Source organism: Streptomyces sp. NPDC102259 (assembly GCF_044766465.1).
Classification (GTDB): domain Bacteria; phylum Actinomycetota; class Actinomycetes; order Streptomycetales; family Streptomycetaceae; genus Streptomyces.
Genome location: NZ_JBIWMA010000013.1, coordinates 153,968 through 173,520, shown reverse-complemented (window position 1 = coordinate 173,520; position 19,553 = coordinate 153,968). Strand labels below are relative to the sequence as shown.

Sequence of the window (19,553 nt, the reverse complement as noted above, 5' to 3'; positions counted from 1 at the left end):
GGGGCTTTCCGTCCGAGGGGCCCGGGTACGTGGCGTTCTTCGGGGATGCGGGCGTACCGGGGTCCGGGGTGGGCAACGCGAAGGGCCCGACGCGTGTCACGGGCCGGGGGTGTCCAGCGTACGTCGGGGCGGGGTCGTTCGTCGGGGGCTGTGGACAACCACGGGGTCGGTGGGGGCGGTCGGTGGGGGCGGTGCCCGGCTTCCTCGGGTTCCTCGGCCCCCGCACGCCCCTCCTCGTCCCCTCCCCGGGAGCTGCCGCCCGCAGGCCCCCGCTTCGCCCCTTCGACCCTGAGGGGGCCTCGTCCTCACGGGCCTCGTCCTCACGGGCCTCGTCCTCGAGCCCCGGACGGGCTGGAAGCGCGCATGAGCCCGGCACCGAGAAGACCCCCGTTCTTCTCGGTGCCGGGCTGGTTCGGGAGGGCTGGTCCGGGAGGGGCTAGTCCGTCGCGATCGCGTTCAGGACGTTCATGCGGCCCGCGCGGAACGCCGGGATCAGTGCGGCGAACAGGCCCACGAAGGCGGATCCGATGAACACGCCGATGATCGTCGGCCACGGGATCTCGAGGACGTCGAGGCCCTGGAGCGCGAGGAGCTGCTGGGCGGTGGCTCCCCAGCCCATGCCCAGGCCGAGGCCGAGCAGGGCGCCGAAGAGGGCGATGACGACCGACTCCATGCGGATCATGCGGCGCAGCTGGCGGCGGGAGAGACCGATCGCCCGCATCAGGCCGATCTCCCTCGTGCGCTCCACCACCGACAGGGCGAGGGTGTTCACCACGCCCAGGACGGCGACGATGATCGCGAGGGCGAGCAGACCGTAGATCAGGTTCAGCAGCTGCCCGATCTGGTCCTTCAGCTCCTGCTTGTAGTCGGTCTGGTCGCGGACGGTGTACTGCGGGTAGTCGTGCAGCGCCGCCTTGAGGGACGTGTACGCGGTGTCCTGCTGCCCGTCCTTCGCCGTGGCGAAGACCAGGTCGTCGAGCGGCAGCTTGTCGGCCGGGACGTACTTCTTGAGGGTGGCGATGGAGGTGTACATCGCGCCCTGGTCGATGACGACGTCACTGCTGGTGATCGCGCGGACCGTCAGCCGGGCCGTGGAGCCGTTCTTGAAGGCCACGGAGATCTTGGAACCGAGGGTGATCCTGTGGTCCTTGGCGAACTTCTCGTGGACGGACATCGAGTCGGGACGGTAGGCGTCGGTGAGGTCGCCGGCGACGGTCTCGACGCGCAGGTCGGTCGCGTAGGTCGGGTCGGCCGCCGTGATCGCCGTCTTGTCGAGCGTCTTGCCGTCGGGCGTGGTGAAGTCGGCCTCGGTCCACTTGTACTCGGTGACCCGATCCAGGCCCGGCGTCGACTTGATGGCCTGCACCGCCTGCGGGGTCATCAGCTGACCGCCGTCGCTCTGGATGATGAAGTCCGTGCCGACGCTCTTGTCGAGCTCCTCCGTGGCGGAGGCGACCATGGAGGAGCCGACCACCGACAGACAGGCGACCAGCGCGAGGCCGATCATCAGGGCCGCGCCCGTGGCGCCGGTGCGGCGCGGGTTGCGCAGCGCGTTGCGCTCCGCCATCCGTCCGACCGGGCCGAAGGCCCGCAGCACGACCGCGCCCAGCACCCGGACCACCGCGCCGGCCAGCAGCGGGCCGATCACCACGAAGCCGATCAGGCTCAGCACCACGCCCAGGCCCAGCCAGAGGGAGCCCTCGGCGGCCTTGTCGGCGACGGAGGCGAGGTAGAGGCCGAAGCCGCCGGCACCGGTGAGGACCAGGCCGATGACGGCCCGTACGGCGCCCGCCTTGGCGTCGGCGGGGGCGCCGGCGTCGCGCAGCGCGGCCATCGGGGAGACCTTGCCGGCGCGGCGGGCCGGGAGGTAGGCCGCCAGCACCGTGACGACGATGCCGAGGACCATGCCGACCACCGGGGTCGTCCAGGCGACCGTCAGGTCGTCCGTGGACAGGTTCATGCCCGTCATGCCCATGAGCTTCATCAGGCCGACCGCGATGCCGACGCCCGCGCCGACGCCTAGGAGCGAGCCGACCACGCCCAGCAGCAGGGCCTCCACGAGCACGGACCGGTTGACCTGCTTGCGGCTGGAGCCGATGGCCCGCATCAGGCCGATCTCACGGGTGCGCTGCGCGACCAGCATGGAGAAGGTGTTGATGATCAGGAAGATGCCGACGAGGAAGGCGATCCCGGCGAAGCCGAGCATCGCGTACTTCATCACGTCCAGGAAGCCCCCGACGCTGTCGCGGTTGGCGTCGGCGGTCTCCTTGGCGGTCTGCACCTTGTAGTCGGCGCCGATCGCGGCCGTCACGTTCTTCTTCAGCTGCGCGTCGCTCACCCCGGGCGCGGCCGTCACATTGACGTTCGTGTAGACGTTCGGCTCGCCGACCAGGGCCTCCTGGGCGGTCTTCGTGTCCAGGTAGAAGATCGCCGCGCCGGGGTTGGTGACCTGGAAAGCGGCGATGCCGGAGATCTTCGCGGTGTGCGTGCCGACCGCGGTGATCACGCCGATCTCGTCGCCGAGCTTCAGGTGGTGCTTGTCGGCGGTGTCCGCGTCCACCATCACCTGGTCGGAGCCCTTGGGCGCCGCACCGTCGGTGATCTCCATGGTGCGGGCGTCGTTGCCGTTCCAGTTGCCGACGATGGTGGGCGCGCCGCTGGAGGGCGACAGGCTGTCCTTGTCGGCGTCGACGACGGTCGCGGAGGTCGAGAAGACGGTCCCCTCCGCCGACTTCACCCCGCCCGCCTTGCGGACCGTACCGAGCACGGAGGCCGGCATGACCGGCGGCTTGCCGTTGTCGGAGGTCGTCTCACCGGTGTCAGAGGCGCTCTTCGCGCTCACCGTCACGTCGGAGGAGGTGCTGGCGAAGAGCTTGTCGAAGGTGGTGTTCATCGTGTCGGTGAAGACGAGCGTCCCGCAGACGAACGCCACCGACAGCAGGACCGCCACGGCCGACAGGGCCATGCGCCCCTTGTGCGCGTAGAAGTTGCGCATCGAGGTCTTCATGACGGTCATGACGTACGCCCCCGCGCGTCGAAGTCCTTCATCCGGTCCAGGACGGTCTCGGCGGTCGGCTTGAACATCTCGTCGACGATCCGGCCGTCCGCGAGGTACAGCACCCGGTCCGCGTACGAGGCCGCCACCGGGTCGTGCGTGACCATCACGATGGTCTGGCCCAGGTCGTCCACCGAGCGGCGCAGGAAGCCCAGGACCTCGGCGCCCGCGCGCGAGTCGAGGTTTCCGGTCGGCTCGTCCCCGAAGATGATCTCCGGGCGGGCGGCGAGGGCCCGGGCCACGGCGACGCGCTGCTGCTGGCCGCCGGAGAGCTGGGTGGGCCGGTGCCGGAGGCGGTCGGCGAGCCCGACGGTCTCCACGACCTGGCTCAGCCACGCCTTGTCCGGCTTGCGGCCGGCGATGTCCATCGGCAGCGTGATGTTCTCTATCGCGTTGAGCGTGGGCAGCAGGTTGAACGCCTGGAAGATGAACCCGATCCGGTCCCGGCGCAGCTTGGTGAGCTTCTTGTCCTTGAGCCCGGTGATCTCGGTCTCGTCCAGGTAGATCTGCCCGGACGAGACGGTGTCGAGACCGGCGAGGCAGTGCATCAGCGTGGACTTGCCGGACCCCGAGGGGCCCATGATCGCGGTGAACTGACCGCGGGCGATGTCCACATCGACGTGGTCCAGGGCGACGACGCGGGTCTCACCGGACCCGTACGCCTTGACGACCTGCCGCGCCCGCGCGGCTACGGCCGTACGCCCTCCAGTGCCCCCGTGCCTGGGAATGGTCACAGCCGAAGTCACGGTAAGTCTCCTATGTCGGATATCAGAAGCGGATGAGCAGCGCCTCGGATGTGCAAGGGATGGTGCGAGGCGCTACGTCGAAGAGTCTGTCGGCGGAAGGGGGTCCCTCGCGCTGGTGCTCGGGCCCGTCTTTCCGGGGGGTTAACCCCACCCCCCGGAAGTGGTGCCGGCCGCCCCCCAGCGGCGTAAAGCCAGGTTAAGGACGGGACCCCGCCCATCTCCTCCTCCGGCAGTACGAACCCTCCCCGAGCCGTAGTACGGAGATACCCCTAGGGGCCGTCCACCGCGGGGTGGAGGGTCCATCGGGGTCGTCTCCACCCTCCGGCCCGGTCAGGCTCCACCCTCCCGCTACGCGAGGGGCAAGTGGGAAGCTGATCCCCGGAAGTTGGATGCAAGGGGCACGGGAGATACGGGGGGCATCAGGTGGGGGACATCCAACCGGCGACACGCGAGGCCGCGCGGCCGACCGCACCGCACCGGAGACGAGCGGTCGTCGCCGCCCTCATGCTCTCCATGGCGCTGGCCGCCCTCGACTCCACCGTGGTCTCCACGGCCGTCCCGCAGATCGTCGGCGACCTGGGCGGGTTCTCCGTCTTCTCCTGGCTGTTCTCCGGCTATCTGCTCGCCGTGACGGTCACCCTGCCCGTCTACGGCAAGCTGTCCGACACCTTCGGCCGCAAGCCGGTGCTGGTCGCCGGGGCGACCCTCTTCCTGCTCGGTTCGCTGCTGTGCGCCCTGGCCTGGAACATGGGGGCGCTGATCGCGTTCCGCATCGTGCAGGGCCTGGGCGGCGGGGCGTTGCAGGGCACGGTGCAGACGCTCGCCGCCGACCTGTATCCGCTGAAGGAGCGGCCGAAGATCCAGTCGAAACTGTCCACGGTGTGGGCGGTCTCGGCGGTCGCGGGGCCCGGCATCGGCGGGCTCCTGGCCGCCTACGCGGACTGGCGCTGGATCTTCCTCGTCAACCTGCCCATCGGGGCGCTGGCGTTGTGGCTGATCATCCGTCATCTGCACGAACCGCAACGGCAGTCGTCGCCGTCCGGGCGGGAGTCGTCGACACACGCGCGTGGCGGGTCGCGGGTACGCACGACGGGTGACGCGTCGCGTGCACGCGCGCGTGTCGACTGGGCGGGCGCACTGACGGTGTTCGCGTGCGGCGGGGTGCTGCTGACCGCGCTGGTGCAGGGCGGGGTGGCGTGGCCGTGGCTGTCGGGGCCGTCACTCGCCCTGTTCGGCACCGGGCTGGCGCTGGCCGGGCTCGTCGTCGTCATCGAACGCCGGGCGGCGGAACCGATCATCCCGGGCTGGGTGTGGCGCCGCCGCACGATCGCGGCGGTCAACCTCGCGCTGGGCGCGCTGGGTCTGCTGATGGTGGCTCCGACGGTGTTCCTGCCGACGTACGCCCAGTCGGTGCTGGGCCTGGAGCCGGTGGCCGCCGGGTTCGTCCTCTCCGTCTGGACCCTGAGCTGGCCGCTCTCCGCCGCCCTCAGCCAGCACGTCTACCGGCGCATCGGGTTCCGCGACACGGCGCTGCTGGGCATCGGCGCGGCGACGCTCATCCTGTTCGCGTTCCCGTTCCTGCCGTATCCCGGTGAGGCCTGGCAGCCGGCCCTGCTGATGCTGCTGCTCGGCGCCGCGCTGGGCCTCTTCCAGCTCCCGCTCCTGGTCGGTGTGCAGTCGACGGTGGGCTGGTCGGAACGCGGCACCACGACCGCGTCCGTGCTGTTCTGCCGGCAGACGGGGCAGACGATCGGCGCGTCGGTGTTCGGCGCGGTCGCCAACGGGGTGTTGGCGGCCCGGCTGGGCGGCGCGGGCGACCTGGACTCGGTCACCCGCGCCCTGGACGCCGACACCGCGCCCGATGCCGTCCGGGACGCCGTCGCGAGCGCCGTGCACGCCGTCTACCTGGGCGCGGCCTGCGCGGCCGCACTCGCCTTCCTGGTGCTGCTGTGCGTGGCCCCACGAAAGTTCCCCGTACTGACCGACTGACCGACTGACCGACTGACCGACTGACCGACTGGCCGACTGGCCGACTGGCCGATGGTCCCGCCACGCTCCGTGAAGAAGATCGCCACAAAGCCCACAGGAGCCATACATCGGCCACGCAGGCGTGGGGTTAACGCGGGTAACACCCCAGGTCAGGCGGTATTTCGCGCAGTAAGCGCATACCGACCACTCAGTTTGGTGAAAACTCTTCGCAGCCGCCGTACTCCCGAGTAACGTGCGCCCTCGCACCACCGCCCCCCACTCCCTGCGGTCCGCCGCCACGGACCCGAGCCACGCAAGGAGCACGGGATGTCACACGACCCGTCACACCCCGGCCCGACCTACCCATGGCAGCCGCCGCCCCAGCCGCCCGAGCCACCTCGACGCCGGCCGGCCGACCACGCCCCGCTGGGCCGCCACAGCGACCTGCGGGTCCTGCGCGGCGCCTACCGCCGCCAGCGGCGGGTGGCCACACTCACCGCGCTCGGCTACTTCGTCGTCTTCCTGGTCCTGTCGGCGTACGCGCCGTCCCTGATGACCGGCAGGGTCGCCACCGGCCTCCCCGCGGGTCTGCTGCTCGCCCTGCTGCAACTCCCGGTCACCTGCCTGGCGATCGTCCTGTACGAGCGGACCGCCCGCCGCCATGTGGACCCGCTCGCCGACCGCATCCGCAAACTCTCCGAGATCGACGCGAAGCGGGACGCGCGCGGAACCCGTACCAAGGAGGCCGGACGATGACGGAGTTCAGCGACGACGCGCAGACGATGTCCCTCGTCGCGTTCACCGCGATCGCCACGATCACGCTGCTGCTGTGCGTGATGACCGGCCCCGACCGCGACGACCTCGCCGAGTTCTACACCGGCTACCGCTCCCTCTCCCCGCTGCGCAACGGCCTGGCCATCGCGGGGGACTACATCTCGGCGGCCACCGTCCTGGGCACCGGCGGGGTGATCGCGCTGTGCGGCTACGACGGCGTCGTCCTCGCCCTCAGTACGGCACTCTCCCTGATGCTGATGATGTTCCTGCTGGCCGAACCGCTGCGCAACGCGGGCCGGTTCACCATGGGCGACGCGCTGGCCCGCCGTATGCCGGGGCGGGCGGTGCGCATCACGGCGTGCGCGGTGACACTCGCCGCGCTGCTGCCGATGATGCTCGTGCAGCTCGCCGGCACCGGCCAGCTGCTCGCCTTCATCCTGGGGTTCTCCGGCGCCTCGGTGAAGACGGGCTGTGTCGTCTGCATGGGCGTGCTGATGATCAGCTATGCGGCGATCGGCGGCATGAAGGGCACCGCCCTCATCCAGATGCTGAAGATCGTGATGCTGCTCGGATCCGGCACGTTCATCGCCGTGCTCGTCCTGTACCGCTTCGACTGGAACCCGGGCACCCTCTTCGACGCGGCGGCCGAGGGCAGTGGGGTCGGCGACGCCTTCCTGCACTCGGGGCTGGAGTTCGCCGACGGCCCCTTCCCCCGCGTCGACATGATCACCGCTCAGCTGTCGGTCGTCCTGGGCGGTGCCTGTCTGCCGCACATCACCATGCGCATGTACACCGCCTCCAGCGCCCGTCAGGTACGCCGGTCGATGTCCTGGGCGGTCTCCGGTGTCGCGCTGTTCGTGCTGGTCATGACGGTCGTCGGCTTCGGTGCGACGGCGATCGTCGGCCGTGCGGTGATCGCGCAGGCGGACCCGCAGGGCAACACCGCCTATCTGCTGGGCTCCCGGGCCGCCTTCGGCAGCGAGGTGTCCATGGCCGAGACCCTCCTCTTCACGACGGTCACGACGGCGATCTTCCTCACCGTGCTCGCCTCGGTCGCCGGCATGATCCTCGCCTGCGCCAACTCCCTCGCCCACGACGTCTTCGCGGCACGCGACCCGCACATGTCGGCGAGCCGCGAGATGCTCCTGGCCCGGCTGTCCGCGCTGGCCGTCGGCCTCCCGACGATCCTGCTCGCCGCCCAGGTCCAGCACCGCAGCCTGCAGCCCCTGGTCACCCTCTCGTTCTGCCTCGGCGCCTCGGCGCTCGCGCCCGCCCTCGTCTACAGCCTCTTCTGGCGCCGCTACACCCGGACGGGCCTCCTGGCCACCCTGATCGGCGGCACCCTGTCCGTGCTGCTCACCATGCCGGGCACCAACCTGGTGTCGGGGTCGCCCGTCTCCGCCTTCCCCGAGGCCGACTTCAACTGGTTCCCCTTCACCACCACGGGCATCGTCACCGTCCCCCTGGGCTTCGCCTTCGGCTGGCTGGGCACGGTGGTCTCGGGCCGTCGCAAGGCGGAGGAGCAGCGCCGCCAGTACGAGGCGGTGGAGGGCAGGATCCTGGCGGGCGCGGTACGCCGGGAGGGGTGAGCGGGGCGACGCGGGCGACCCGCACCGGCCGCCCGACGACGGTCAGCGCAGTCAGCGCGGGCAGCGCAGTCAGCACGGTCAGTACGGTCAGTGCGGACGGCGTAGTCCCGCGACGAGGAGTTCGACCAGTCGGCGCGGGTCGTAGCGGGGATCGTTGTCCGCGCCGATGCACAGATTGCCGACGCCGCGCATGACCTCGTAGGCCTGGAAGCCGGGCCGGATCTCACCGGAGGCGGTCGCGGCGTCGAGCAGGCGACCGCACACGGGCACGAGGCGGTCGAGGAAGTACGCGTGCAGCGTCTCGTAGCCCGCGTTGTCGGACTGGAGCACGGCGGCGAGTCCGTGCTTGGTGACCAGGAAGTCGACGAAGAGGTCGATCCACCGCCCGAGCGCGGCGTGCGGGGTCGGGCCTTCCGCCAGCAGGGCCGGACCCGCCTCGGCGCAGGCGTCGACCTGGTGCCGGTAGACGGCGATGATGAGGTCCGCCCGCGACGGGAAGTGACGGTAGATCGTGGCCGTCCCGACGCCGGCCCTGGCCGCGATGTCGCGCACCGGCGCCTCCACGCCCGCCGCGACGAAGATCGCGGCGGCCGCGTCGAGCAGGGTCTCCTTGTTGCGCCGGGCGTCCGCCCGCTGAGGCCGGGCCGTGTGCCCCGCGCCCCCGTCGCCGCCGCCGTCGTTCACCGCGCCGCCCTCTCCGATGCCTCTGACTCTGCCGCTGCCTCTGCCTGCCGGTCCACTGTCTGGCTCGCTCTGCGCCGACCGGCCCGCCATCTGACGGATTGCTAAACGGGACAGCGTTCCGTATGTTCAAACGGGACGCGGTTCCGTTTGCTCATCATGCCAGAGCGGCGGGCCCGCGACCAAGCCACGCACGCGTACCGCCACACGCTTCATCCTCACGGAGGAGACAACGGTCATGCAGTACCGCACCTTGGGCCGCACCGGTGTACAGGTCAGCTCCCTCGCGCTCGGCGCGATGAACTTCGGCAGAATCGGGCGCACCACCCAGGAAGAGGCCACCGCCCTCGTCGACGCCGCCCTGGAGGCCGGGATCAACCTCATCGACACCGCCGACATGTACAGCGACGGCGAGTCGGAGGAGATGGTCGGCAAGGCCATCGCCGGCCGACGCGACGACATCGTGCTGGCCACGAAGGCCGGCATGCCCATGGGCGACGAGCGCAACCGGCGGGGCAGCTCGCGCCGTTGGCTCGTCACCGAGCTGGACGAGAGCCTGCGCCGGCTCGGCGTCGACCACGTCGACCTCTACCAGATCCACCGATGGGACCCGAGCACCAGCGACGAGGAGACGCTCTCGGCGCTGACCGATCTCCAGCGCGCCGGAAAGATCCGCCACTTCGGCTCCTCGACCTTCCCGGCCTACCGCATCGTGCAGGCCCAGTGGGCCGCCCGCGAGCACCGCCTGAGCCGTTACGTCACCGAACAGCCCAGCTACTCGATCCTCCAGCGCGGCATCGAGACCCACGTCCTGCCCGTGACCGAGGAGTACGGGCTCGGCGTCCTGGTGTGGAGCCCGCTGGCCTCGGGCTGGCTGACGGGCGCGATCCGCGAGGGCCGTCCCGTCACCACCAGCCGCTCGACGTTCATGCCGCAACGCTTCGACACCGCTGTCCCCGCCAACCGGGCCCGGCTCGACGCCGTCGAGCAGCTGGCCGCGGTCGCCGACGAGGCCGGGCTGACCATGATCCAGCTGGCGCTCGGCTTCGTGACCGCGCATCCCGCCGTGACGAGCGCGCTCATCGGCCCCCGCACACCGGACCATCTGCGCGCGCAGCTCGCCGCCGCGGACACCGTGCTCTCGGCCGACGTGCTCGACGCGATCGACGCCGTCGTCGCCCCGGGCACCGACCTCGCCGCACACGAGAAGTTCGACACCCCGCCCGCGCTGCTCGACCCGTCACTACGGCGCCGCTGACCAACCGGGACGGCCTTGGGACGGCCTCCCCTCACCGAAGGAGGCGACCACCACATGCCGCACCGGCCGCACGGGTCTACGACGACGGGATGACGAGCTCGTCGACGACCCGGCGTGCGGTGTCGGCGGGGTAGGGCGTCGGCAGTCCGAGGACGGTGTGCCGAAAGCCGGCGTCAATGCGGCCGGTGAGCGCGGCTGGGTGCCGTCGGGTCCTGGTCGACCGTGCGGCCGGTGAGAGCCGCCGGTGAGGACCGCCGGTGAGCGGGCGGGTGCCGTCGGGTCCTAGTCGACCGTGCGGCCGGTGAGGGCGCTCAGGCTGTTGCGTACGTGGTCCATGTGCGCCTGCACGTCGTCCCGGCGTTCGTCGTGCTCCCGCAGCACCCGCTCCGTCTCGTGGACGGCACGCTCCTCCCGGGCGCGCGCCTCGGTGAGAAGTTCGGCGGCACGCGCGTGTGCCTCCTCCTGGCGGAGGCGGGCCGCCTCCTCGGCCTCCGCGAACGCCTGCTCGGCCTCGGAGAGCGCGGTCTCCGCGCGGGCCACCGACCCGGCATACCGCGCGTCGAGGGCCGCGGCCCGCTCGGCCGCCTCGCGCTCCGCCGCGTCCCACCGCTCGACGTGCTCCTTCTCCTGCTCGGCGAGCATGCCGGCGGTGCGCTGCCGCACCTCGCGCAGGGCGGCCAGCGCCTCGCCCCGGTACTCCTTGACCTCGCGCCGGGTGCCGATGCGGAGCTCGTCGGCCTCGGCGCGGGCCGCGAGCAACCGCTGGCGGGCGCGTTCCTCGGCCTCCGCGCGCAGCGCGTCCGCCTCCTCCTGCGCCGCGCGGCGCACATCGAGGGCGCACGTCTCGACGTACGCGAGGTGCTCGCGCGCTTCACTGCGCGCGTTGTCGCGGACGTCCGCCGCCTCTTCCATCGCGAGCTGGAGGATGCGCCGTGCGCGCTCCCCCAGGGAGTCGTACGTCTGCGGCGCGAGCCGTGTCACCACCTCGCGCAACTGCTCGGCCTCGGCCTCCATCTCCCTGGCCAGCACCGTGAGCCGGGCGGCCCTTTCCCACGCGGCGTCCCGGTCGGCGCAGAGGGCCGCGGTGTACGCCTCGACCTGCTCCGGCCGGTAGCCGCGGCCGCGAACGGTCACGAACCCCGGCGGTGACACCGATGCGCTGCTCATCCTGGAACCCCTCGCCACCCGACGGACACGACATGATGATTTCGCGCATATCTTGATGGATCGGGCGCAAGTGTTCATAACGCGACACTCCGCACGCAGGTCACGGCCAACCCCGAACGCAAAGGGGCCGGACCCCGATCATCCGACCGGGCCCGGCCCCTTTCGTCCTGCTCGTCCTCGTCCTGCTCGTCCTCGTCCTTACGAGGCGCGGCGACCGCTCGTCACAGCAGTCCGTCCCACATCTGTTCCAGCAGCACCGACCACCAGCTCTCGGGCGAACCGAGCGCCGCCGGGTCGAGCGAGGCCAACTGGGCCTGGAAGTCGACGGTCCAGCGACCCGCCTGCTCCTGGTTCAGACCGAACCGCAGCCGCCACATCCGCCCGAGCAGCGCCAGGCAGCGCGCGAACTCCGGCAGCCCGCTGTTCACGAACTGCGGCGGTACGGACACACCGCCCGGCCCCGCCTCCACCGGCACGGCGACGATGTTCGCCGTGCCGTACTGCACACAGATCGCCTTGCCGAAGTCGCTGCCCATGACGAGGTACGAGCCCGCGTCCGGCGCCGGCTGGACACCCCGTTCGGACGCCAGTTCCGCCAGCGTCGGCACCGGCCGGCCCGGCTGGGCCTGCGCCCAGAAGAACGGGCCCATGTCGGCCGGCAGACCCGCCACCACCAGGGTGTGCGCCACGACCGGCGGCACGCCCTGGCGGGACACCGCGGCCTGCTCGAAGCGGAACACCGCCGGCCCGAACACGGCCGCCAGCTCCTGCCCGATCGCCTCCGGCGGAACCGGCGGCGAGGCCTGCACGGGCGGCAACGGCGCACGGACCGGCGCCGGACGCGCCGGTCCGTCCGCCACCTGGTGCAACTCGCCCTGGTGCGCCAGCAACTGCTGCATGCCCTGCTGCCGGCTCGCGTGATCCGTACCGTACGGCGCGATGCTCGTGATCCGGGCCTGCGGCCACTGCTCCCGCATCATCCGCGCGCAGTACGCGCCCGGCAGCTCGCACGACTCCAGTTCCGTGTGCAGCTCCAGCACCTGGTCCGGCGGCACGTTCATCGCCCGCAGCTCGTGGAAGATCTGCCACTCCGGGTGCGGGGTCCCCGGAGCCGAACGCCGGATCAGCTGCTGCTCCGAGCCGTCCTGCGCGCGAAAACGCAGCACGGCCTGATAACCCGGGCCGACCGTCGGCAGCCCCTGCTGCTGCGGGTACCCGTACGCGGGCGGCTGCCCCGGCACCGGTCCGCCCGGCGGCATCGGAGGCTGGGGCGCGCCGGGAGCCATACCGGGAGCGCCCGGGAAGCCGGGGCCACCGGGAGCCTGCGGCGGCGGAGGCGCGCCGGGGCCGCCCGCGTGGGGCCCGGCCAGCATGGTCTGCGCATGGTGAACGGCGCCGGGCGCACCGGGGGCGCCGGGCGCGCCAGGGTTGCCCGGGGCGCCCGGGAAGGCGGGAGCACCCGGCGCCTGCGGTGCACCGGGGGCGCCCGGAGCGGCCTGCGCGCCGGGGGCGCCCGGCATCCCCGGAGCGCCGGGCGGGCCAGGCACGTGTGGCACACCGGGGCCGCCAAGGGCGCCCGGCGGCTGCGGCGCGCCCGGTCCCATCCGGCCGGGGTCGGCAAGCATCGTCGCGGCATGGTGCACGCCACCGGGAGGCGTGCCCCCGGGCGGGTTCGGCCCACCGGGCGCACCAGGCGGCTGCGGCGCACCCCCCGCACCCGGGCTCCCCGGACCCGCCGGACCCGGAGACCCGTCCGGGCCCAGGGCCGACACAAGCTGCGTGGGCACATAGCCGCCCGCCGGGGTACCGGGCGCACCCGGGCCGGACGGCGGAGGCGGGGGCGTGTTCCCCGGTCGCGCACCCGGCATGCCCGGCGCACTCGGCGGAGGCGGCGGCTGCGCCCCTCCACCACGGTGACGGCGCGGAGGCGGCGCCGCCTTGCTGGTCGCGGCGTCCGCGATGTCACCGGCGTTCGGCGCGAGCGGCCGCGCGGGCGTACCCGGGCCGGCCGGAGGCGGCGGAGCGCCCGCGCCCTGCGGATAGCCGTAGGAAGACCCGACGGGCGGGGGTGGCGTACCCGGCCCACCCGCCGAGGACGGGGCCGAAGACGAAGCCCCCGGACCACCCGGCCCGCCTGGGCCACCCTGGCCACCCGGCGCGCCCGCGCCCGGCCCCTGCGGATAGCCGTACGAAGAACCGGCCGGACCGGACGGCGGAGTCGGAGCAGCCGGCGGGTTCGGAGCAGTCGGCGGGGTCGGGGAGCCCGGTGCGTTCCCGGCCGCCCCCGTACCGCCAGGGCCCACGCCACCCGTCCCCGGAGCGTCGAGCGCGGGCGCGACCGATGTCCGCGGCAGCCGGCTGCCGCCCGCGATCAGCGCCGTCTTGGCGTCCGGCGCGGACGTCGGCGGCACCGCCTCGTCGTCGGAGCCGCTCAGCGGCGGCGCGAACACGGTCGCGGGCAGCGACACGGAACGGTCGTCACCGGAGTCGGCGTTGGTGTCCGTCCCCGCCCACGGCGTCGCCCCGACGGGAGCGGCGGGCGCCGACGGCCCACCGGGACCCGCACCCGTGGGCACGCCCGCCTGAGTCTCGGGCAGCGCGTTCCCCGGCGCCCCGCCCTGGGTCCGGGGAAGCGACGGATCGCCGCCCCCGGGCCCCCCGGGCGCCCCGACGGGGACAGCACCGGCCGAGCCGCCCGAACCGGAGCCCGCCCCCGTGCCCGCACCCGGATGCGAGGCAGACCCCGGCGCCGAAGAGGCCTCGCCGTTCCCGGATCCGTTCCCGGAACCGGCCCCGGCTCCAGCCCCGGAACCGGCCTCCCGTCGATCCGCGATCCCCAGCTTGTCCGCCGCCTCCTGCAACCACTCCGGCGGCGACAACAGGAACGACGTCTGATTCAGATCGACCCGGGCCGCCGGCGCCGGCACCGCATCGGCGGGGGCGTCCGTGCGGCCGTACTGCTCCTCGTACCGGCGGATGACCTCGCCCACCGGCGCCGCGGGCCACAACGTGGCCTCCCCGCTGTCCCGGGCGATCACCAGCCGCTGCGCGCCGCCGTCCGAACGCGGTCCCTCCGCGCGGTCCTCGGCCCACACCACGAATCCGAGCTCGAACTCCCGCACCCGCACCTCACGGTGCTGATACGCCGGCACATCCCCGTTGATCCACTCTTCGGCGCGCTCCTGCGCCTGCGCGAACGTCACCATCGTCCAGCTCACTCCCCCACCGAAGACGCAGCCGCCGTCGGCACCGCACGCGCGAACCCGCCGTCCACCATCAGATTGGCCACCGTCTCCAACTCCGGCGGATTACCGGCCAGCCTCGACAGGAAGACGTCGAAGTCCTCACCGCACGGCAGCAACAGCCGCTCCATGCGCTCCGCCGGCGACCACGCCGGATCCACGTCCCGGACGTCGTCGTACGCGCAGAACCACACCGAACCGGCCCGCTCGCCCCGCACCTTCACGGCGAGCAGCCCGCCCTGCACGAACCCGACGCCCAGATAGTCCTTCGTCAGATGGTCACGCAGACACTTGTTCACGTACACGAGGTCGTTGACCGCAGCCTCGTCGCGCACTGTGAAGAACGGCTGGTCCACCAGGAGCCCCAGCTCCGCGTCCAACGCCGTGCCCACCGGCGCACAACCGCCCGCCGCCTTCACGAACGACCGGTACGGCCCCGGCAGTCGGTACCCGAGGTCCTCCTCGACGCCCTGGACCTGCTGCTCCGTCACCGCCACACCCGACTTCGGCAGCCCGAAGTGCGCCGGACGCGTCTCCTGCAACGGCCGCGTGCCCCGCTTCGCCTGGTCCACCACCGCCGACGACACGCCGCCGTGATGCCGCAGCAGCGCCTTCACCTCGACCGGGACCAACTCCAGCCGCCGCGAACCCACGACGTGGTGCCACGTCCAGCCGTGCGGCGTCGCCACACTCGAGACCGTGTCCCAGAGCTCGTGTCCCGAGGCCGAGAGCACCGCGTTCGCCGACACGTAGTCCGTCAACCGCAACTCGTCCACGCCGAAGCCCTCCGGCGGATCCGCGATCTCCGCGGCCGCCCGCGCATAGGGCGAGAAGTCGGGGTAGCCCCGCTCGTCCATCCGCACGCCCCTCGGGTGTCGTGCCGCCCGGACCGGATCCGGGAAATGCACGACCTGCCCGGCATAGGCCGCGTTCGGCGGCGCGGCTTGTCCCCCAGCCTGGCGGCTGGGAGGTGCCCCTAGCCCGAGCCGACCTGTCGTCATGGCGGTTGCCCCCTGCGGCACTCTGTACGGCCCGCAGCGGCCGGTTCCGCTTCCGGATCCACCCACCACGCCCCGTATCGACTGTCTCCAACAATCTCCAACGCGCGTCAACCGCGCGCCGACGGTGCCGACAGCCTATGCGGTACGACGACGGCGGTCACCGGCCCTCCGCTTCCGTGACCAGCCGTCACCCCGCCGTGACAGCCCGCCCGAACCCGGGCGTGTCGGACCGCCCCAGCTTCCCCACCCGCCACGCCATTTGGCACTCTGTGACCTCCGGGGGGATGCACGGGAGGGGAAAACGATCATGAACGCGACGCAGACAGGGTCACACACCGGCAGGTCGGACAACCTGTTCACCGGCAACACGGCCGCCCACGACGCCGGCCGGACCGGCGCCCCGCACAGCGGTCCGCACGCCGGTCAGCACGCCGATCCGCACACCGGCCCGTCCGGCGACCCCCGCATCGGCTGGTCCGCCACCGAGGCCCCGCACGCGCCCGTCCTCCGCCACCGCAGGGACGGCATACTCCCCACCGTCGCCGCCGCCCTCTCCGTCCGCGGCGCCACTCTCACCAGCACCGCCGCCCGCGCCGACCAGCCCCCGTCCCTGCACCCCCTCGTGCAGGACTTCCTCGACACCCTCGCCAGCACCCAACGCGACCGCTTCACCGGGCGCTGCGCCGAGGCGCTCCTCATCTCGCGGCACATCACCGCCGCCGACGCCGCCCGCAGCAGACGCGCCGCCCGTCGCCCCATGACCAACGGGGAAGCCCGCAAAACGCTCAAACAAGCCAAACTCACCACCCGTCGCATCCGCGAGGACGGCGATCCCCTGCACGGCAGCTTCGCCGCCCCCTGCCGCGCCTGCACCGCGCTCAGCGCACACTTCGGCGTCCGCATCGTCGATCCGTCGGCCACGGGCGACTGAACCGCGTCCCACCGTCACCCCCGCCACCCCCCGCACAGGACGACACGACGGCCCCACCGGGCCACGCACCACCAGCTCGACGAACGAAGGGCCGATGCACCCCGACCGCACCTCCACCACACGCTTCCCCGTCCCCGTCGACGCCGCCCTGCGCGCCGCCGGCTGGCAACCCGGACGCTGGGACATCAAGCAGGCCGAGATCTGGGCCGACACCCTCCGCGAACACATCTCACCCGCCGGCCATCGGCACGCCGTCTTCCCCGCCGCCGTCGAGGCCTGGGCCGAATTCGGCGGCCTGACCATCGCGCCCACCGGGCCCGGCCGCCAGGTCGCGCCCACCACCGTCCACCTCGACCCCCTGCACGGCCTCCACCTCGCCCGCACCCTGGCCGACCTCGGCCGCGCCCTCGACACCGACGTGGCACCCCTCGGCACGGAGACCGACACCCAGGGCATCCTCGCCATCGACGCCGAAGGCCGCGTCTACGCCCTCGACCACACCGGCGACTGGTATCTGGGCCCCGACATCGACCAAGCCCTCGGCACCCTCGCCTCCGGCCTCGAACCCGTCCGCCTCACAGCCGGCTGACCGGCCGGCACGGCCCCTGCCCCCGGGGGCCTACGGCGCCGGTATCACCGCCGACACCCGGAAACCCCCCGCCTCCGTCGGCCCCGACACGAACACCCCGCCCAGCGCCACCACCCGTTCCTTCATCCCCACCAGCCCGTTGCCCCCCGACGGGAACCCCGCCGACAACGCCGACGCCTCCGGCGGCGGTCCGTTCTCCACCTGCATCGCGATCTCGCCCTCCCGATGCGCCAGCCGCACATGCGTCTTGGCGCCCGCCGCATGCTTGTGGACGTTCGTCAGCGCCTCCTGCACCACCCGGTACGCCGTCTGCTCCACCTCCGCCGCGTACGCCCGCACGTCCCCCTCCACCAGCAGCTCCACGACCATCCCCGCGGCCGCCGACTGCCCCACCAGCTCGTCGAGCTCGGACAGACAGGGCCCCTCGCCCTCCTCCACCACCACCGCGGCGGCCAACCCCACCGCCACCACCGGCACCGACGCCGCCCGCTCCGTCGGACCACCGCTGCGCAGCACCCCGAGCATCTCCCGCAACTCGGTCAGCGCCTGCCGCCCCATGTCACCCACGAGGGCCGCGTTCCGCACCGCCTTCTCGGGGTCCTTGCGCGCCACGGCCTGCAACGCCGCGGCGTGGACGACCATCAGGCTCACGCGGTGCGCGACCACGTCGTGCATCTCCCGCGCGATCCGGGTGCGCTCCTCGCCACGCGCCCACTCCGCCCGCTCCTCGGCCCGCTCCGCGAGCAGCTGCAACTCCCGCTCGAGGCTGTCCGCCCGCTCGCGCAGGCTCTCCATGAGCCGCCGCCTGGCGCCGACGTACATCCCGAGCAGCAGCGGCGGGGCGGTGAGCCCCAGGGAGGTCGTGATGGCGGCGAACGGGATGAACCAGTCACCGATGGTCAGACGGCCCTGGTCCATGCTCTGCCGGACCCGTACGAACGTCACGATCAACGTCCCCACCAGCTGCATCCCGGCGAGCGAGGCGATGATCCGCCGGGGCAGCTCGGAGGCGGCGAGCGTGTACAGCCCCACGATGCCCATCAGGTAGCCCATCTGGGCCGGTGTGATCGCGATCGACACCAGCACCACCGCGATGGGCCACTTCCGCCGCACCACCAGGACGGACCCGGCGAGCAGCCCGAACACCACCCCCGCCGCCGACGGGATCCCGGCATCCCGCGCGAACGGGATCCCCTCCACCGCGCACTCCACGGCGGACACGAGCCCCAGGCTCCAGTCGAACGCCGCGCTCCGCCATCTGGTCCACCACCACGGCCCTCCCAGGGCCGCCGTGTCCTCTTCCCCCGTCGTGGTCATGCCTCCAGCCTACGGGCGCGACCCCCGGCTTTTCCGGCGACTTTCCCGGACCGGCGCCCACCACACTCCGTAACCGAACAGCGTCGAAACCCACCGGTATCCCTCGAACTGCCGAACCGCGCCCGTTCGAGCCCGGAACCCTGCATTCCGCCCGGACGGTATGCACATGGCACATTCCCTCGGCAAGTACGCGGACTTCGAGGCACTTCGGGAGCGGGCGGTGGCACTGCGGCGGGCGGGATTCAGCCGACGGCAGATCCGCGATCGACTCCACGTCGACAACAACGACATCCTCAACCGGCTCCTGGAAGGCGAGCCGCCCCCCGAGTGGACGAAGCGGCCGAACGCGAAGGACGACCTTCGCGACAAGGCAAGGGAGTTACGGCTCCAGGGTTGGACCTACGACCAGATCCAGGTAGAGCTGGGGTGCTCGAAGAGTGCGATCTCACTGTGGGTACGGGACCTGCCGAAACCGGAGCGTCGCGACCCTGTGGAGCAGGCAAGGCTGGCCAATCGAATGAGGTGGGATCACGAGTTGGCGGTGCGTGACGAAGAACGACAGAGGACCAAGGCGGCCGCAACAGCACAGATCGGCGAATTGTCCGGCCGTGATCTCTTCATGGCGGGCGTCGCTCTGTACTGGGCCGAGGGATCCAAGGACAAGCCCTACGCCCGCCGCGAGAACGTCATCTTCGTCAACAGCGACCCAGGAGTGATCCAGCTCTACCTGGCCTGGCTCAACCTGCTGGGCGTCGGACCCGAGCGCCTGACGTACCGCTTGATGATTCACGTCACTGCCGACGTAGACGGCTCCAACCGCTATTGGGCAGACCTGGTGGGCGTCGACGTCTCGGCTTTCCAGAGGGCGACGATCAAGAAGCACAACCCCAAGACGGTACGCAAGAACGTAGGCGAGAGCTACCACGGCTGCCTGGTGATCCGGGTGGCGCAGGCAGCTGATCTCTACCGTCAGATCGAAGGGTGGTGGAAGGGCATGGTGGACTCCGCCGCGCGGGATCATGCCCCTCCCTTCCTCCGGTAAGGTCTAAGGCAGCAATCCGCCGTGGGGTAGCGGCATCCCGCAGGCCTTTGGAGCCTTGAGACGCTGGTTCGAATCCAGCCGGCGGAGCTGCCGAACCGGGCCCTGACAGCACTGTCAGGGCCCGCTCTCATGTCGTCGAAGAAACGCCCCGGTATCCTTCGGATGTCCCACCCCACTCCACAGCCGAAGGGCA

The 19,553-nt window shown here is 72.1% G+C and carries 14 protein-coding genes and 1 tRNA gene; 8 read left to right on the top strand and 7 right to left on the bottom strand.

Annotation, left to right across the window (positions count from 1 at the left end):
- Window positions 1–436: 436 nt before the first annotated feature.
- Both ACIRPU_RS27675 and ACIRPU_RS27670 read right to left on the bottom strand, forming a co-directional pair.
- Window positions 437–3,016 carry an ABC transporter permease gene (locus ACIRPU_RS27675; protein WP_403871969.1) on the bottom strand — a complete coding sequence of 860 codons (2,580 nt, stop codon included), beginning with the start codon at window positions 3,014–3,016 and terminating at the stop codon, window positions 437–439.
- Complete coding sequence (locus tag ACIRPU_RS27670) at window positions 3,013–3,801, bottom strand: ABC transporter ATP-binding protein (protein ID WP_142264694.1); 789 nt, start codon at window positions 3,799–3,801, stop codon at window positions 3,013–3,015. Before ACIRPU_RS27670 ends, ACIRPU_RS27675 begins: the two co-directional genes overlap by 4 nt.
- Window positions 3,802–4,224: 423 nt before the next feature.
- On the opposite strand from ACIRPU_RS27670, the gene ACIRPU_RS27665 reads away from it, so the two are divergent.
- From ACIRPU_RS27665 to ACIRPU_RS27655, 3 genes are all read left to right on the top strand, one after another.
- Entirely contained in the window at window positions 4,225–5,790 is a 1,566-nt protein-coding gene (locus ACIRPU_RS27665; protein WP_403871967.1) for an MFS transporter, read from the top strand.
- Between the two features lie 306 nt (window positions 5,791–6,096).
- On the top strand, window positions 6,097–6,525 hold the full coding sequence (locus ACIRPU_RS27660) for a DUF485 domain-containing protein (protein WP_355704461.1): 429 nt from the start codon (window positions 6,097–6,099) through the stop codon (window positions 6,523–6,525).
- Window positions 6,522–8,132 carry a cation acetate symporter gene (locus ACIRPU_RS27655; protein ID WP_403871964.1) on the top strand — a complete coding sequence of 537 codons (1,611 nt, stop codon included), beginning with the start codon at window positions 6,522–6,524 and terminating at the stop codon, window positions 8,130–8,132. Before ACIRPU_RS27660 ends, ACIRPU_RS27655 begins: the two co-directional genes overlap by 4 nt.
- Window positions 8,133–8,219: 87 nt before the next feature.
- Here the strand turns inward: ACIRPU_RS27655 and ACIRPU_RS27650 are convergent, their stop codons facing one another.
- Window positions 8,220–8,816: a TetR/AcrR family transcriptional regulator gene (locus ACIRPU_RS27650; RefSeq protein WP_403871962.1), complete on the bottom strand. Its 597-nt coding sequence runs from the start codon at window positions 8,814–8,816 to the stop codon at window positions 8,220–8,222.
- Window positions 8,817–9,051: 235 nt separating this feature from the next.
- Here ACIRPU_RS27650 and ACIRPU_RS27645 point away from each other — a divergent pair, with 235 nt between their 5' ends.
- Window positions 9,052–10,071 (top strand): aldo/keto reductase, encoded by a 1,020-nt coding sequence (locus ACIRPU_RS27645; RefSeq protein ID WP_355704458.1) that lies wholly within the window; start codon window positions 9,052–9,054, stop codon window positions 10,069–10,071.
- A gap of 282 nt (window positions 10,072–10,353) precedes the next feature.
- Here the strand turns inward: ACIRPU_RS27645 and ACIRPU_RS27640 are convergent, their stop codons facing one another.
- The 3 genes from ACIRPU_RS27640 to ACIRPU_RS27630 all read right to left on the bottom strand — a co-directional run bounded on the left by ACIRPU_RS27640 (window position 10,354) and on the right by ACIRPU_RS27630 (window position 15,481).
- The gene (locus ACIRPU_RS27640) at window positions 10,354–11,238 is read right to left on the bottom strand and encodes a cellulose-binding protein (protein WP_403871960.1); all 885 of its coding nucleotides are present in this window, start codon (window positions 11,236–11,238) and stop codon (window positions 10,354–10,356) included.
- 221 nt (window positions 11,239–11,459) lie between these two features.
- Window positions 11,460–14,444 carry an SUKH-4 family immunity protein gene (locus ACIRPU_RS27635; RefSeq protein WP_403872134.1) on the bottom strand — a complete coding sequence of 995 codons (2,985 nt, stop codon included), beginning with the start codon at window positions 14,442–14,444 and terminating at the stop codon, window positions 11,460–11,462.
- An 8-nt stretch (window positions 14,445–14,452) separates the two neighbouring features.
- On the bottom strand, window positions 14,453–15,481 hold the full coding sequence (locus ACIRPU_RS27630; protein ID WP_403871958.1) for an SMI1/KNR4 family protein: 1,029 nt from the start codon (window positions 15,479–15,481) through the stop codon (window positions 14,453–14,455).
- A gap of 307 nt (window positions 15,482–15,788) precedes the next feature.
- Here ACIRPU_RS27630 and ACIRPU_RS27625 point away from each other — a divergent pair, with 307 nt between their 5' ends.
- Window positions 15,789–16,412, top strand: a complete 624-nt coding sequence (locus tag ACIRPU_RS27625; RefSeq protein WP_403871956.1) for a YwqJ-related putative deaminase — start codon at window positions 15,789–15,791, stop codon at window positions 16,410–16,412.
- 94 nt (window positions 16,413–16,506) lie between these two features.
- Complete coding sequence (locus ACIRPU_RS27620) at window positions 16,507–17,001, top strand: SUKH-3 domain-containing protein (RefSeq protein ID WP_403871954.1); 495 nt, start codon at window positions 16,507–16,509, stop codon at window positions 16,999–17,001.
- 30 nt (window positions 17,002–17,031) lie between these two features.
- Here ACIRPU_RS27620 and ACIRPU_RS27615 read toward each other — a convergent pair whose 3' ends face one another.
- On the bottom strand, window positions 17,032–18,318 hold the full coding sequence (locus tag ACIRPU_RS27615; RefSeq protein ID WP_403871952.1) for a sensor histidine kinase: 1,287 nt from the start codon (window positions 18,316–18,318) through the stop codon (window positions 17,032–17,034).
- Between the two features lie 166 nt (window positions 18,319–18,484).
- Between ACIRPU_RS27615 and ACIRPU_RS27610 the strand changes: the two genes are divergently transcribed.
- On the top strand, window positions 18,485–19,360 hold the full coding sequence (locus ACIRPU_RS27610; RefSeq protein ID WP_403871950.1) for a hypothetical protein: 876 nt from the start codon (window positions 18,485–18,487) through the stop codon (window positions 19,358–19,360).
- A gap of 15 nt (window positions 19,361–19,375) precedes the next feature.
- Window positions 19,376–19,447, top strand: a tRNA-Gln gene (locus tag ACIRPU_RS27605).
- Window positions 19,448–19,553 lie beyond the last annotated feature (106 nt).

What these genes read in the sequence shown, in the direction of transcription:
- ACIRPU_RS27645 (WP_355704458.1), top strand. Translation starts at nt 9,052, where the DNA reads ATGCAGTACCGCACCTTGGGCCGCACCGGTGTACAGGTCAGCTCCCTC.
- ACIRPU_RS27655 (WP_403871964.1), top strand. Translation starts at nt 6,522, where the DNA reads ATGACGGAGTTCAGCGACGACGCGCAGACGATGTCCCTCGTCGCGTTC.
- ACIRPU_RS27635 (WP_403872134.1), bottom strand. Translation starts at nt 14,444, where the DNA reads ATGGTGACGTTCGCGCAGGCGCAGGAGCGCGCCGAAGAGTGGATCAAC.
- ACIRPU_RS27640 (WP_403871960.1), bottom strand. Translation starts at nt 11,238, where the DNA reads ATGAGCAGCGCATCGGTGTCACCGCCGGGGTTCGTGACCGTTCGCGGC.
- ACIRPU_RS27630 (WP_403871958.1), bottom strand. Translation starts at nt 15,481, where the DNA reads ATGACGACAGGTCGGCTCGGGCTAGGGGCACCTCCCAGCCGCCAGGCT.
- ACIRPU_RS27625 (WP_403871956.1), top strand. Translation starts at nt 15,789, where the DNA reads ATGAACGCGACGCAGACAGGGTCACACACCGGCAGGTCGGACAACCTG.
- ACIRPU_RS27660 (WP_355704461.1), top strand. Translation starts at nt 6,097, where the DNA reads ATGTCACACGACCCGTCACACCCCGGCCCGACCTACCCATGGCAGCCG.
- ACIRPU_RS27620 (WP_403871954.1), top strand. Translation starts at nt 16,507, where the DNA reads ATGCACCCCGACCGCACCTCCACCACACGCTTCCCCGTCCCCGTCGAC.
- ACIRPU_RS27610 (WP_403871950.1), top strand. Translation starts at nt 18,485, where the DNA reads ATGGCACATTCCCTCGGCAAGTACGCGGACTTCGAGGCACTTCGGGAG.
- ACIRPU_RS27615 (WP_403871952.1), bottom strand. Translation starts at nt 18,318, where the DNA reads ATGACCACGACGGGGGAAGAGGACACGGCGGCCCTGGGAGGGCCGTGG.
- ACIRPU_RS27675 (WP_403871969.1), bottom strand. Translation starts at nt 3,016, where the DNA reads ATGACCGTCATGAAGACCTCGATGCGCAACTTCTACGCGCACAAGGGG.